The 15,217-nt window shown below is 46.3% G+C and carries 10 protein-coding genes; 4 read left to right on the top strand and 6 right to left on the bottom strand.

Annotated elements, in window-relative coordinates; all coding sequences use genetic code 11:
• Window positions 1-2 precede the first annotated feature (2 nt).
• Window positions 3-917, top strand: a complete 915-nt coding sequence (locus ABD744_RS02080; protein WP_344794961.1) for a GGDEF domain-containing protein — start codon at window positions 3-5, stop codon at window positions 915-917.
• A gap of 76 nt (window positions 918-993) precedes the next feature.
• On the opposite strand, the gene ABD744_RS02075 is transcribed toward ABD744_RS02080, so the two are convergent.
• A complete protein-coding gene (locus ABD744_RS02075; protein WP_344794959.1) occupies window positions 994-2,286 on the bottom strand; it encodes an NCS2 family permease in 1,293 nt (430 codons plus the stop codon).
• Between the two features lie 44 nt (window positions 2,287-2,330).
• Between ABD744_RS02075 and ABD744_RS02070 the strand changes: the two genes are divergently transcribed.
• A complete protein-coding gene (locus ABD744_RS02070; protein ID WP_344794957.1) occupies window positions 2,331-2,855 on the top strand; it encodes a DUF1499 domain-containing protein in 525 nt (174 codons plus the stop codon).
• 21 nt (window positions 2,856-2,876) lie between these two features.
• On the opposite strand, the gene ABD744_RS02065 is transcribed toward ABD744_RS02070, so the two are convergent.
• Window positions 2,877-4,367, bottom strand: coding sequence for a DUF3422 family protein (locus ABD744_RS02065; RefSeq protein WP_344794955.1), 1,491 nt, complete (start codon window positions 4,365-4,367; stop codon window positions 2,877-2,879).
• A gap of 287 nt (window positions 4,368-4,654) precedes the next feature.
• Here ABD744_RS02065 and ABD744_RS02060 point away from each other — a divergent pair, with 287 nt between their 5' ends.
• Together ABD744_RS02060 and ABD744_RS02055 are read left to right on the top strand one after the other, a co-directional pair.
• Window positions 4,655-6,808 (top strand): GAF and HD-GYP domain-containing protein, encoded by a 2,154-nt coding sequence (locus ABD744_RS02060; RefSeq protein ID WP_344794952.1) that lies wholly within the window; start codon window positions 4,655-4,657, stop codon window positions 6,806-6,808.
• A 124-nt stretch (window positions 6,809-6,932) separates the two neighbouring features.
• Window positions 6,933-9,788 carry a sensor domain-containing protein gene (locus tag ABD744_RS02055; protein WP_344794950.1) on the top strand — a complete coding sequence of 952 codons (2,856 nt, stop codon included), beginning with the start codon at window positions 6,933-6,935 and terminating at the stop codon, window positions 9,786-9,788.
• A 46-nt stretch (window positions 9,789-9,834) separates the two neighbouring features.
• Here the strand turns inward: ABD744_RS02055 and ABD744_RS02050 are convergent, their stop codons facing one another.
• From ABD744_RS02050 to ABD744_RS02035, 4 genes are all read right to left on the bottom strand, one after another.
• Window positions 9,835-10,743, bottom strand: a complete 909-nt coding sequence (locus ABD744_RS02050) for a radical SAM family protein (protein ID WP_344794948.1) — start codon at window positions 10,741-10,743, stop codon at window positions 9,835-9,837.
• Between the two features lie 208 nt (window positions 10,744-10,951).
• On the bottom strand, window positions 10,952-12,133 hold the full coding sequence (locus ABD744_RS02045; RefSeq protein ID WP_344794946.1) for an acetyl-CoA C-acetyltransferase: 1,182 nt from the start codon (window positions 12,131-12,133) through the stop codon (window positions 10,952-10,954).
• 75 nt (window positions 12,134-12,208) lie between these two features.
• A complete protein-coding gene (locus ABD744_RS02040; RefSeq protein ID WP_344794944.1) occupies window positions 12,209-13,834 on the bottom strand; it encodes a methyl-accepting chemotaxis protein in 1,626 nt (541 codons plus the stop codon).
• Between the two features lie 91 nt (window positions 13,835-13,925).
• Window positions 13,926-15,161 (bottom strand): GGDEF domain-containing protein, encoded by a 1,236-nt coding sequence (locus ABD744_RS02035; RefSeq protein ID WP_344794942.1) that lies wholly within the window; start codon window positions 15,159-15,161, stop codon window positions 13,926-13,928.
• Window positions 15,162-15,217: the final 56 nt, after the last annotated feature.

Below are 15,217 nucleotides of genomic sequence, written 5' to 3'. Positions count from 1 at the left end.
CTATGAACTCGAACATCATCAAATTATTAACTGCCGCACTCGACCTTACTGAAAACGGCATTATGATTTTAGATAAGCACGATGTGGTCGTGTATTGCAATCAAATGGCATCGGAACTCTTTGGTTACCAGAGCCACGAAATAGGCGGTAAGGAGTACCAAAGCCTTATCAGACATGCCTATACGACACAAAGCGGTTTATCAATTCAGTCAGACGACATTGATGAATGGCTGACCGAAGCCATGCTCCACCGACGATCAGAAGTTTATCGCTCCTTTGAAGTGGACAGCCTCGACGGCCGCTGGTTTTTAATCGTTGAACAATTGCTGGAAGACGACCACCTCTGCGTGTTCTTTTACGATCAAACCGATAGCCGGGAAGCCCATGAAGAATTAATCCACTCGCAAACGTTATTAAACGAAGCCAGCAGTCGGGATTTAATGACCGGCTTGCTCAACCACAGAACCTTTGCAGATCGGGCCAAAAGTGAAATCAGCCGGGGCTATCGCGCCAACGAACCAACCGCGCTATTGCTCATGGATTTATGCAAACTAAAAGACATCAACGATAAGTTTGGCCATCAGGCCGGAGATTACTGCTTAATCCAGGTGGCCAACGAACTCAAAGAACTGTATCGGGATTACGACTTAATCGGACGATTAGACGGCGATGAATTTTCAATTTTACTGTCCGGCGCAAACCAAAAACAAACCGAAACCATTGCGCAACGAACCAAAGACTTATTCAATAACCTGGACCTTGAATTTGAAGGCCGGGTTTTCAAAGCCTCCGTAACCATTGGTGCACATGTTTTAGGACGATCTCAACTCCCCTTCGATCAAATGTACCACAACACCGAAGAGGCTTTATTGGAAGCAAAAGCAGAAGGGAATGGTTCGATTGTGATCACCCATTAATTGGCCTGAACCACTGAACCAAACATAAAAAAACCGCAAATCCATGCGGTTTTTTTATGAATCATTTCGCTCAAAATCAAAAAACGTGCGCCAATTTCAATGCAAACACAAAGGCAACCAACCAAACGGCAGGGCTAACGTCTTTGTAGCGACCGGTCACCGCTTTACCAAGCGCGTAAGTAATGAAAGCCAAACCTATACCGTCGGCAATAGAAAAGGTTAAAGGCATACCCAACGCAGCCACAAAGACCGGAGCCGCTTCCGTCAGGTCATCCCACTCAACGTGGCGCAACTCAGACATCATCAACACAGCAACGTACAATAAGGCTGGTGCGGTCGCATATGACGGCACCAAACCAGCAATCGGTGCAAAAAACAAAGCCAGCAAAAATAACAGACCGACCACAACGGCCGTCAGGCCGGTACGTCCACCCTGAGCAATACCGGAAGCACTCTCGACATAACTGGTCACAGTCGAAGCACCTAAAGCAGCCCCCGCCACACTGGCGGCGGAGTCAGCCACCATGGCTTTTCCGATATTTTCAATTTTGCCGTCTTCATCCACCAGCTCAGCTTTCTGGGCCACGGCCAGCAAAGTCCCGGACGTGTCAAACAAATCCACAAACACAAACGCAAAGATCACCGAGATCATGGCGCCTTCCATCACTTTACTGAAATCCATTTGCCAGAACGTTGGCGCAACACTTGGCGGAAGCGACACCAATGAACCAACTTCCTGCCCCGTAATCACCACTGAAATGGCCGTCACGATCAGCACGCTGATCAGCACATCGCCGGGAACTTTACGGTATTCAAGAGCAAGAATAATAAACAAACCCACCGCCGCTAATAATGGGCCGATTTGTGTGAAATCACCCAAGGTGACAAAGGTTGCAGGATGGTCAACAATCATCCCGGAATTCTTTAAAGCAATGATCGACAAAAACAAACCAATGCCCGCAGCAATACCAAAGCGCAAGTTCTTTGGAATACTGTTCATGATCCACTCACGTATTTTGAACGCACTCAAAAGAAAGAAAACGATACCCGCCACAAACACTGCAGCCATGGCTTCCTGCCAGGTATACCCCATTGAACCGCACACGGTAAACGCAAAAAATGCGTTCAAGCCCATCGCAGGTGCCAATGCAACAGGGAAATTAGCAACCAGCCCCATCACCAGACAGCCAAATGCAGCGGCCAGCGCCGTCGCGGTAAACAGAGAGCCTTTGTCCATGCCCGTTGCGGACAGGATATCCGGGTTAACGAATAATATATAAGCCATTGTCAGGAATGTAGTCAGACCAGCGACCAGTTCTGTCTTCACATTCGTATTGTGTTCAGATAGTTTAAAGAGTCTTTCCAACATAAGTACGTTCTTCTGTTGATGTATTGTTATTTGAGTTTATTTTTATGATCAAAATATTGACCAAAGAGTCAGATTATCTAAAAACCTTCATCAATACTCCAGCACTTTTTTTAGCCGCTGGCGTAACCTTCGTATTACTGACGGGATGCAGCACTATGAAAAAACCAGAAAACATCGCACCTCCAGAAGCCCTGACCGTATGTAAGAATTCACCTAACTGTGTATCGTCTACCGATGAACGGAGTAAGTTTTACATAGCCCCTATCCAGATTCATGGACAAAAAAACCACACTCAAGAACAGGTAATGGCTCAAATTATAGACATTCTGACAGACAAAATGGGGCTGAACGTAACCATTCACAGCGCTCAATACGTCCATGCTGAGGCAGTATCGACATTTTTCAGGTTTGTCGATGATATAGAACTCATGATAAATGATGACTTAACTGAAATTCAGTTAAGATCTTCAAGCCGAGTGGGCTATTCTGATTTTGGCGTCAATCGTAAACGCATGGAAGCGTTCAAGCAGCATTGGCACACCATCGAAACACCAACAGAGCCACAATAAAGTGGCCCTGTCTGCAAGGCATCACTCAACAAGCTTTTGCTCTTCGGTGGTTCTTTGCTTCTCTTTCATGGTCTGGTTGACCGAATGAATTTTATTTTTGAGCCGCTTCTGAGACCACCAGACCATACCCAAAACAAACGGGGCCGCCAATCCGATAATCATTTTATGATCCAGGTTAATACTCAATATGTGAGTTGACCCCAATACCAAGTCCAGCATGGACAGTAAGTAATAACTGATCGCCGCCACCGACAAACCTTCAACGGTTTGCTGCATATGAAGCTGCAGCTTGCTCCGACGGTCCATTGACTTCAGTAAATATTGATTCTGTTGTTCAATGACCACATCAATGCGGGTTCTTAATAATTCACTGGCGCGGTCTACCCTGCGGGACAAGTCGTCCATTCGGCTGCTGGTGGCTTCGCAGGTACGGTAAGCCGGCGTCACACGGCGGGTCAAAAACTCGGTCATGGTTAACAAACCAGAAACTTCCGCTTCTCTAAGTTCTTTCAAGCGCGTCACCACCAACTCGTAATAAGCCCGAGTGGCCGAGAACCGATAACTGTGAGAAGTGATTATCTGTTCAATTCGGGCAGACAACGTGGACAACTGACCAAGCATTCTCTTTTCATCAGCGACCCCCTGGATGTCCGAAATTTCACCGGTAAGATCCGTCAGCTTTTGCTCTAACTGAGTGAGTTCACCATTCAGATCCTGGGCGACCGGAAGCCCGAGCAGCATCATCGAACGGTACGCTTCCAACTCCAATAAGCGCCTTAATAACCGGCCCGCCTGACATGCATTAAGACTACGGTTATAGACCAGCACCCGGCCAAACCCATCACTGTGTGGACGAAAAGCCGTCCATAACCTGGCCTGATTGTTGTCAATGATACAGCCAATCAACCGATGCCCTTCAAAATAGTCATGCAACTCATCCAGTGGCGGAATCGACTCCTGTTCATTTAACATCTCTACGTGCACAGCCGCAATGACCTGCCCCGGAATCTGGGATACCCAGTCTTCCGGCAGCGTAGACAATGCATTGCCGTCAAAAGGCGATGCGGATTTCACCGGACGAATGACAGTGTAAGTACAAAACTCGGTATGCGCTTCCCACCGGACTTCAAAGGCCCCAAAACTCTGATAATAACAATTGATGCCTTCAGCGGGTGGATTCACGCCATATCGAGAACACAACTCGACAAGGTGCAGATAAGCCTCTGTTTTCCCTTCCGTACCATGGAGTGAAGCAAAATGTGAAACTCTTACCGACGAACTGATGACAGGGAATGGTCGTGTATGTAACTCATCGTACAGTCGGTTACGATTCGGGTGCCAACTTAGGCCAAAGCTGCTCTTCGTTATGGATTCATTGCTCTTTTCTTCGACCCCTTCAGCCTCGTTCACCCCCCCTAACGAGGTAATGTCAGAACGAATTTCTAAATCTTCCACCGCCTCTTGAACAGCCGTTTTCCGGGTTTTAGTAAGTGTATCAATTGTGGAACTCATAATTTCTCATCTCTGGAGGCTTCAACATACAACGACATCCACTGCCCAAGCCCATGTATTTTTCTTCCCGTTACCTTAACTTTAGCGATCGTTTGTGCGCCGAAATCAAGGGCGAGCAACTTTATCACAATTAACATTACGAACCACTTGATTAGACTCAATTGTCTTGTCTTAACCTGCCAAGTACGGAAACGGAAGTCCCCATTTGACACACCTTGTCTCTGCTTCTAAGTTCAACAAAGGAGCCGGAAAGATCCATAATCGGTGCATAGGCCAGGAGCAATCTCATGAATCGAGTAAAACGTGTCTTAGACCTGGAAACCAGTCGGCACTTAATGGACATCGCCCATGAATTGTTCGCAGAAAGAGACATCAATGAACTGTTCGAAAAAGTACTCTCTTACGCCCAAGAGTTAACCCATGCCGACGGCGGAACCCTATACATCACCAACCCTCAGCAACCTAAATCACTCGAATTCATTATTGTCAAAAACACCTCGTTAAAAATACACCAAGGAGGCACCTCCGGAAGAAAAGTTAAGTTTTCTCCAATCCCGCTTTACGACTCCTTTAATTGCGAACCCAATTTGAGCACTGTGGTCACGCGCGCTGCCCATGAAAGAGAGCTGATTAATATTTCTGACGTTTACCAAGACGAGCAGCATCACTCGGGCACCACTCAAATAGACAGGCAATCTCATTACCATACCGAGTCTGTCCTCGCCCTCCCCTTGATCAACCAAGCCAATCAATTGGTGGGTGTACTTCAGTTAATCAATGCTCAGGACGAAAACAACAACATCATTCAATTTGACGACGCTTGTGAAGAAATACTGTCGGAACTGGGGCGCTTTGCCTCCGTCGCAATGGATCAGCAACTGCAGATCAACAGCCAAAGAGCCTTATTAGCCGAGTTATCAGCCTTTTCTTCAACACAGACTCTTCTTCCCAAAATTCTCGAGGAAGCGCAAGCACTAACCATGGCGGATGCAGGCACCATTTACCTGATGGAAGATGAAGAAACCGAGCCAAAACTGTGTTTTTCGGTCATACGTAACCAAACCTTAAACATCAACAAAAACCTGTTGGGTTCTGAGGAAAAAAGTAATTTCCCGCCCATTCCGTTAAAAGATAAAGAAGGCCAGGATAACTTAACCAACATTGCCAGCTTCTGCGCTAATACCAAGCAACTGGTAAACATTGAAGACGCTTATCAAAACAAAGCATTTTGTTTTGATGGCACCAAAGCCTTTGATCGCTCAAGCGGCTATAAGTCCTGCTCATTCCTGACGGTGCCACTGCTCAACCACAATGAAGATGTCATCGGCGTCTTGCAGCTGATTAACGCTAAAAACCCGGACACCAAAGAAACCATTCCATTCAGTCGGCACATAGAGCCATTAATTAAAGGCTTAGCCACTTATGCCGCCATTGCCTTGAACAATCAAATCCTGCTGCAAGACCATAAAGACCTGCTGGATGCCTTCATACAATGCATTGCTCAGGCCATCGATGCAAAATCACCGCATACGTCAGCGCACTGCCAACGCGTTCCTTTACTGATGGAGCTGATAGCGAAGGCGGCCTGTGACGACGAGGAAGTCTTTGCCGACTTTAACCTCAACGAAGACGAGTGGTATGAAGTCAGGGTGGCCGCCTGGATGCACGATTGTGGCAAATTGGCGACACCAGATACCGTGCTTGAAAAGTCCACCAAACTGCACACCATGCAGGACGGCATTGATTTAGTACTCGCCCGGCTCGCGGCACTGAACCATCGATTGTCCAATACCGTCCCGTCCAGTGCTGCAGAGAGCACCCAGCAAAGCCTTACCACCCAAGATATACAAAGCATTGCAGAATTCCTCACCTCAGCAAATAAAGGGGGGGAATTTATGCGGGAGGAAGATCAGGAAAAGGTTCGTGAACTGGCCAGCATTACCTGGACAGACCTACAGGGCAATGAGCACCCGTTGTTAACACCTTCAGAAGTGGAAAACCTGTGTATTCCCAAGGGGACATTGTCAGTGGATGAAAGGAAGATCATCAACAATCACATGCAGGTCACCATCGACATGCTTGAGTCTCTGCCTTTCCCCAAAAAGTTAAAACGCGTGCCTGAGTACGCCGGAGGCCACCACGAAAAAATGGACGGCTCCGGTTTTCCCAAAGGACTGACACGCGAACAAATGTCGTTACCGGCAAGAATGATGGCCATTGCTGACATCTTTGAAGCATTAACTGCCAGAGATCGCCCTTACAAACCACCGATGCCATTAAGTCTGGCGTTGAAAATTCTTAAAAACATGAAAGAAAGCAACCACATTGATCCGGACTTATTTGATTTGTTTGTTCGAAGTAAAGTGTGGAAAAAATACGCTAAACAAGTCCTTTTGCCTGAGCAGGATGATGTCGAAGACGGAAAAATCTATTTATCCTGATACCAACATCCCTAATTGGCCCTATTTATTGTGTGCCTTCTCACCAAAATTCCTAACGCCACATTAGATCTCAACTATAGTTTTACAAAATAACGTTTCTTTGAGATTCGGAAATTCAGTGCATATGCAAGACAACAAGGAAGTCATTCAACAATCTTTAGCCACCTACTTTCGGCAGATCAATGATCTCTCTCTGGTGATTCATCTCGCAGACCAATGCGTTCGCTCCATATGCAGTAAAGAACTTACGCTTCAACGTTGCTTAAATACCTTTGTCTCAAAACCGTTATTTAATTCCTTTCCTGAGCTATCGGCCATAGAAAATGAACTTAATTGTCTGGTCGACAGCAAGTACTTTCAAAAAAAGATTGCACTCGACAACTGCAACCTGAATGTCTGTGCCAGTCTGCTACCTCAAAAAAACGAAATAAATTCAACAAGCCAATCCAGTGAACAGGCTCCGGCCGAGCACTGCGCTCTTGTGCAAATATCAGTTGCTGAGCCGGCAACAGACAGTACATTCATGTATCTGTTATCACGAGCCCTGGAAGCCGCACAACACGGCATCACAATTGCGGATGCACGACTGCCCAACCAGCCGATCATTTATTGCAATCAGGCATTTTCAGAATTAACAGGCTACAACATCGGCGAAATTCTTGGCCGTAACTGCCGTTTTTTACAAAACAGCGATAACGATCAACGCGGTATTCCCATCATTCATCAAGCCATTGAAAAAGGGACTGAATGCAAAACCGTTCTTCGAAATTACAAAAAGTCGGGGGAAATGTTTTGGAACGAGTTAACCATCTCTCCAGTGTTTAACGGCTCGGGGGAAGTTACTCATTTCGTTGGCATTCAATACGACATTACAGACCAAATGGTCGTTGAAGGGGCGCTGAAAGAATCTGAGCGTCGCTACCGAACCCTCTTCGAAACCAATTCAGACGGCATCGCTTATTATGATCTGGACGGCTCCTGCCTTGATGCCAATGATACTTACTGTCACATGCTTGGCATGAAATGGGAGAAGGTCATTGAGTCTAACTCAGAACACGTGACCCCTAAGAACTGGCACAGGATTGATGCCAAAATCCGTAATAACCAAATAAAACAATGCCAGCACTGTCAGGAGTATGAAAAAGAACTCATTCGCAGCAATGGCGAAGTATTTCCTGTCAACGTTCGTCAATGCCTTCATATTAATGAATTAGGCCATCCGGTTGCCTTTTGGCTGTTGGTCAGAGACATCAGCCGTCAAAAAGAAACCATGGAAAAGCTAAGGCACAGCAAACAACTGCTGACCGAAACCGGCAAGTTAGCCAAGGTTGGCGGTTGGGAACTTTTCTCAGACAACACTGTTTTCTTTACTCAGGAAACCACGTCCATTCTTAAATTGACCAACAACCAGAGTGACTTAGATACCTTTTCTAGCATGTTTCACGACGAGCACAGCCATTTATTCAGTAAATCCGTTGAAATCACCCTTGATACCGGAGAACCCCTGGACTTAAACCTCAGAACGGAAACCGAAAACAACACCCAATGGCTCAGGTTACAAGGCAACAGAAAAGTGAATGACGAAGGCCGGACCGTGATTGTCGGCGCCATTCAGGACATAACGGAAACCAAGGTCGCCCAAGATAAATTGCTGGAGCATGAGTCCCATCTGCAACACCTTGCTCATCACGATACATTAACCGGTTTACCCAACCGATTACTTTATAATGATCGACTCCACCATGCGATTACCCGAGCATCACGAGAAAACTACAAATTAGCGGTGTTGCTTCTGGATTTAGACCGTTTCAAAAACATCAATGACAGCCTCGGTCATGAAATAGGCGATCAATTTTTAAAATGCATCGCCAACCGTGCTAATGAGTGCATTCGCCAATCAGACACATTTGCCCGGTTAGGCGGCGATGAGTTTGTGGTATTACTGGAAGACACACCAGACATACACGATGTCGTTCTGGTCGCTAAAAAGTTGTTAAAAGCCATATCAAAGCCCGTTCAGGTGGAAAACCATAACCTACACAGCACCGCAAGTATTGGCATCAGTCTTTTCCCGGATAACGGCACTCACGGCGATGAATTATTACGTTGTGCTGATTCAGCCATGTATCAGGTCAAAGAAAAAGGCAAAAATAATTACCAGTTCTATACCGAAGAAATCAACCATCGTGCCGTCGAGTTGCTCATTCTTGAAAACGACATGCACAAGGCGTTAGAGGATCAAAACTTCACATTGCACTACCAACCTCAATTATCATTGAGCGACTTATCCATCATAGGGCTTGAGAGTTTGGTTCGGTGGGAGCACACCGGCAGAGGGATGATATCGCCGGGAGACTTCATTCCGTTGGCGGAAGAAAGTGGTTTAATCTTAAAGTTAGGTGAATGGGTTTTGATGGAATCCTGTCGGCAAGCCAAAGAATGGCTGGACATGGGGTATCAGTTTGGCCGAGTTGCCGTGAACCTCTCAGCAAAACAATTCCATCGCTCCGACATTGTCGGCCAGGTCAAACAAGCCTTAGCCACATTTGAGCTGCCAGCGGACAACCTGGAATTGGAAATTACCGAAGGCATCGCCATTGAAAACATCGAAGTCACCATTGAAACCCTCAAAGAACTAAAGTCCCTCGGCATACACCTGGCGATCGATGATTTTGGTACTGGCTATTCCTCCTTGAGCTACCTGAAACGCTTTTCCATCGACAAACTGAAAATTGATAAAAGCTTCGTCGATGATATTTTAACCGACGAAGGTGGCGCCGCCATCGCAACATCAACCATTGCGCTCGCGCACCAAATGGGCCTGAAAGTCATTGCTGAAGGGGTAGAAACCCAACAACAATCCGACTTTCTAAAAGAATATTACTGTGATGAAGCGCAAGGATACCTCTACTCTCGACCTTTAACCAAAGAGCAGGCAGAAGCATTCTTTCAATCTCATAAAACGTTAAAAAACCTCTGAGCAAGTTCAAAAAACCTAACGCCCGCGCCTTCAGAAGGGTCTGAAATCAATGAAAAACCATCCTGTTTTGAACGCGAGTATCGTCCGGTTGTAACGTAACCGACTCAACAACCGTTGGCGAAGTCGAATGGCCCAGACTCTGCTTTACTCTATGGATTTCACTGTCAAGCATACCCGTCACCTGCGCCAAAGAATGCGACGCGACCGAGAAAAATTCTTGGCCGGAGTAGGAGACTTTTGATATATCCTCAGAAATAAATTTTAAAGTGGCCGAAATAGGAGCAATGCAAGCCTGTAACTTTGCCTGTGTTCCTTCCGACACATACCCCGCCAAATATTCGATATGAGCTTCAATACGATCAAACAACAGCTGTACACGTATTTGTTCTAAATAACTGGTTTCCTGACGGGTTAACACCGAAGTGCCGATGGCTCTGGATTGACCCAGGCTTTCTGACAACATCAATAACTGCCGCCAAAGCAACTGTGTTTGACTCCTGTTCGCGCCATAACCCAAATCGGAATTAAGACAAATATCCTCACTCAAATACATTAAGTTACTGATCATGTGGTTGTGCTGTTGAAAACTGTCTTCTGCTTTTGCTGACGTAGACCCCTTGCTTAAACGTAACCAATGATCAAAAAAACCTTCCCAACGCTGTTGAGACTTGCCTTCCAGTTTATGGTTTAGCACATCCACCAAATGGACAATCTGCCGTTGCACTTCACTCAACTTACTTCCCAGTAATGCATCACCGGAAATAACACCTTGGCACAATCCCCTGTGTTGTTGCACCAGTCTTATTAACTGAAGTACAGCCTCATAGTTGGCCAAAGAGCGACGCTGATAGCGTGTTTTAGAGTAGGAAGTTATTAAATACAACCCTCCTAATACCAAAACCATACCGGCTGAAAAAATAAGAATAAAAGATGCGATTACTTCTGCGCCAAACATAACCATGCCCTGTACTTAGAATATATTGAATACATATTCAAATACCAGGCCAACTCTCAACCAGTTGATTTTATTGAAACTATTAGAAAATTCACCACGACAAAAACGAAAAATGCCCAGAAACCAACCACCGTTGTTTGGTTTCAGGGCATTAAAATCATGAAGTTTTGACTGTCTTAGTCTTGGTCTTAACTACAGGCTTTTCGAGTTACAGGGTTTCCACCGCCAACGCAACTCCCATACCACCGCCAATGCAAAGTGTCGCCAAACCCTTCGCTTTACCCCGGCGCTTCATTTCATGCAGTAAACTCACCAAAATACGACAACCTGAGGCACCAATTGGGTGACCAAGAGCAATTGCCCCTCCGTTCACGTTCACTTTGGAAGCATCCCAACCCAATTCTTTATTAACCGACAAAGACTGCACCGCAAACGCTTCATTGGCTTCCACAAGATCCAGCTCATCAATGGACCAACCTGCTTTTTCTAAACAACGCTGAGTGGCAGTGACAGGGCCAATACCCATAATTTCAGGCGCTACGCCTGCATTTGCATACCCACGGATAATGGCCAAAGGTTCCAAGCCAAGCTCATCCGCTTTTTCTTTACTCATTACTACCACGACAGCCGCGCCGTCATTGAGAGAAGAAGCGTTTGCAGCGGTAACAGTACCGCCTTTCTTAAACGCAGCTCGCATGCCTGCCAACTTCTCTGCGGTGGTACCGGCACGAGGGCATTCGTCCTGATCGACAATCACCGGCTCACCTTTACGCTGAGGAATTGATACAGGGACTATTTCATCTGCAAACTTACCGGCTTGCTGAGCAGCAACCGCTTTTTGTTGAGACTCCGCAGCAAACGCGTCTTGAGCCTCACGGGAGATATCGTATTTCTCGGCTAAATTTTCTGCGGTAATCCCCATGTGATAATCGTTAAACGCATCCCACAACCCGTCTGTGATCATGGTGTCGATCATGCTCCAATTCCCCATGCGCTGACCATCACGAGACTTAGGAAGAACATGAGGAGACTGACTCATGCTTTCTTGGCCACCCGCAATAACAACCTCTGCATCACCACACTGAATTGCCTGAACCGCCATGTGCACAGCCTTTAACCCAGAACCACACACTTTATTGATGGTCATTGCCGGAGTGGTATTTGCCAAACCTGCATTAATGGAAGCTTGTCTTGCCGGATTCTGGCCACAGCCTGCTGTTAACACCTGCCCCATGATTACTTCATCCACCTGATCGGAAGAAATGCCCGTTTTTTCCAACGCAGAAGAAATCACCACCTCTCCTAATTTAGAAGCAGGTAAACTGGATAAACCGCCACCAAAGCTGCCTATCGCAGTACGAACAGCAGAAACAATCACTACGTCTTTCATTTTATTTTTCTCCGATCCATAAAAAATGCCCACATTCTATTCGAATGCAGGCATTTATAAAGCGTCAATTCCGATTTATGTTCTTAATCGGCTGGCTAATTTAATTTGTTCTTCTTTCACTTCATCCAGACAACTTAGCGAATCTTCTCCGTGAGTCGCGTATTCAGCCGTCTTAACAGACAAATCAGAAATGCTTCTCACATTCGTGGAAATTTCATCAATAACCTGAGTTTGCTCCTCAGAAGCCGCCGCAATCTGCATGTTCATATCGTGAATTCGCATTACCTGCTGGTTAATGTTCTCTAATGCAGTCCCCGCTTCGTTCACTTGAGATACGGAAGTTGCTGTTCGCTCCGACCCATTGGACATAGCAGTTACGGCCGCTTGCGCGCCTTTTTGAATATTATCAATAATATCCTGAATTTCCGTGGTTGAATCCTGAGTTCTCTGAGCCAGGGTTCTCACTTCATCGGCCACCACCGCAAACCCCCGACCCTGCTCACCCGCTCGCGCTGCTTCAATGGCAGCATTCAACGCTAACAGGTTCGTTTGTTCAGCAATGCCTTGAATAACACTTAACACCGTTCCGATATTCTGGGATTCTTCTTCGAGTTTCTGAACCACATCCGCCGCGTTGCCTATCTCTTCGGCCAACTGATTAATACCGCCCACCGTACTTTGCATAATTTTAGTACCCGAGGCAGAAATATTTCGCGTCTCATCCACCGCTTCCGCAGCATTCGTCGCATTGCTGGATATCTCTTGCGCTGCGGTAGACATCTCATGAACGGCAGCGGCCACAGTTTCAGCGCGGCTGCTTTGTTCTTGCGCTGCTTCCGAAACCTGACTGGACGTTGTTTTTATCTCAGTAAATGCTTGCTCCACGCTTTTAACAGCGTTATTTAACCCATTCGATACTTCAATTAAATAACTTTGTAATGAGCGAGCGGATGCTGCAAGACGACCTATTTCATCCTGACTTCGAATATCAGACGAAACGGCCAGATTGCCATCGGCCAGCTCACTGAAGAAAGATTCGAGGGACTTGGTCGGCCGAATCAAACCTTTATAAAAGCCATAGAAGAGTATTACGAGCACAACGAGCGAAGAAATAATCAATACCGTAATCGACAGCACAAACGCTGAAGACGCGTTGGTGTCCATCAGGGCGCTTTCATCCGCCGCTACCTGAGAAATAATTTCTTGCGCCTGATTTAAAAGCTGAGCCGGGGCCCGATCAATGCCTTTGACCGCTTTGTCACCCGCTTTGTGGTCGTATCCGGCATCCTGAAACGCCCGATAGCCGGATTCATACTTGGGCATGGCTTCGGCGTAAGCGGAAATAAATTGGCTGACCAGTTTGGACGCCTCATCATTTTCTAGAATGCTTTTCAGGTGCTTGGCCAACTTGTCTATTTCGGCACGTTTCTTTTGAAACTTACCCCAATATTTTTCTAGCTGTTTAGGGTCATCACCGCGCAGCAGAACATTTTTCCACTCCTGAACCTGAACCTTAAAGGCATAGTTCATCGCAGCAATGGTTCTTTCGGATTCGATTTCAACCGAGACAAGATGACGGTAGCCATCTACCGAAGAGTTGATGTTCCCCATTCCCCACAGAGCAACGACAACGGACACCAATGTACCGAACAAGGTTACTGCAATAAGTCTCGCCGATAGACTCGTTGATAATATAGACATGTTTCTTACCCACCTAAGTGATCTAATTATTACTTTAGACCAGGCAAGTAATTTTGCTAGCGCATCTTGTTAAAGCAAAAATCTTAGCCAATTAATAGCATACGCAATTTCTGCCAGCCTCTTTCGCCTGGTACAGAACTTTATCGGCATTTTTCAAGACATCATTAGGGTCCTTTTCCCCTTGCACCCGCTCAGCGGCCCCGATGCTGATCGTCACGGAAACAACCTTGGTCGACTCAGCCACCTTAACCGCGCGTTTTTTCTTACCTTCGACGTTATCTTCCGGGCGATCAGGCTGGCGAATGGTCATCTGATAGTTTTCTATAGCGGTTCTCACTGTTTCAAGGTGCACCAGGGTTTCACCCAGCGCTTTGCCAGGAAAGACAATTGCAAACTCCTCCCCGCCATAACGAAACGGTTTTCCTCCCCCGCCGACTTCGCCTATCCGTGACGCCACCATTTTTAATACCTGATCTCCGATGTCATGACCGTAGGTATCATTGAACTTCTTAAAATGGTCTACATCCATCATGGCCAGCGTGTATCTTCGCCCTAACCCCTGAAGGGTTTCATTCATCGCTCGCCTGCCAGGTAACCCGGTCAGTTCATCCAAATACACCAACTGCCAGGATTGCTGAAGCAAATACACAAATACAATCAGCATGCCCGCCAAAAACATCACCGCAGAAGCGAAGGTTAAATGAAAACGCATCAACAACACGGCCTGCAGAAGAATCATCAAAGGCAGCAACGTTAATGCCTTGTTAAACCGGACCAAGGTAAGGCCTATCAGCAGACACATCAGGTAAAAGATCACAACACCAACCGATGAAACCAGCCAGTCGGAAGGCCAGAACTGAAACAATAAATCCGGTGCGGCACCTGAGGCTAAGAATTCGGAATACCAAACACTGATTGAATCCAATAAAGCAATAACACCAAGTAAAGGGGCTAAATACACACAGGCAACCAGTGCCTGGAACCAGTGTTTAATCGGCTTGGCAGGAACCACTGATACCAGCAAAGCACTCAATGGCAACCAAATGGCCAACCATAAATACAACACCTGTGCAGAAGGCTCACTGAGAGGAACCTGCAGGAAATTCTGAATTAAATAATACTGAATGCCCACCAGCACCATAAAGTGCGCATAAACCGGACGATTAAAATGCACGGACACAACGAGCGTTAAAACCAATAAGCCGTAGCCAGACCACTTTAACAAATCAAACCAACCTCGTAAGGTTTCCGTTTGAGTCTCTAATAACCACTGGGCAAATATAATGATGACAAGCCCTGTCAAATAAGGTTTTAAACGAAAAATCACACCATATCCTATTCGGGAAAACATGAAGCAAACAACCCGACGGCGATACACAAAGC

Source organism: Litoribacillus peritrichatus (assembly GCF_039537985.1).
Lineage (GTDB): Bacteria > Pseudomonadota > Gammaproteobacteria > Pseudomonadales > Litoribrevibacteraceae > Litoribacillus > Litoribacillus peritrichatus.
This window is presented reverse-complemented; position numbering and strand designations above follow the sequence as displayed.